The organism is Shewanella sp. S1-49-MNA-CIBAN-0167, assembly GCF_040310145.1.
Lineage (GTDB): Bacteria > Pseudomonadota > Gammaproteobacteria > Enterobacterales > Shewanellaceae > Shewanella > Shewanella psychromarinicola.
Genome location: NZ_JBEOPO010000192.1, coordinates 1 through 288 on the forward strand (window position 1 = coordinate 1; position 288 = coordinate 288).

1 pseudogene is annotated in these 288 nt (G+C 40.6%); it reads right to left on the reverse strand.

Annotated features, from left to right (window positions below):
• A pseudogene (locus AAEZ00_RS20970) lies at positions 1-288 on the reverse strand (MATE family efflux transporter); the annotation flags it as partial.

The window sequence follows — 288 nt, forward strand, 5'->3', positions numbered from 1 at the left end:
TACCTTGGCGGCTAATTTTGTCGACTAATCGATATGCACATAAAATACCTATCACACCAAATATAATTGCCCCAATCACCTGACCAATTAACACCCCAAATACACCGCCCCACTGGGCGCCAAAATACACAAATGGTATGGTGCCGATGGTTGCTTTACCGACATTAAAAAAGGTCGAGTATTTAGCCTTACCTAAATTATTAAATGAGGCATTGGCAATAAACAAAATGCCCGAAAAGATAAAGAACACCGCGATGTACTGACAGAAAAACAAAATAAGCTCTGCCG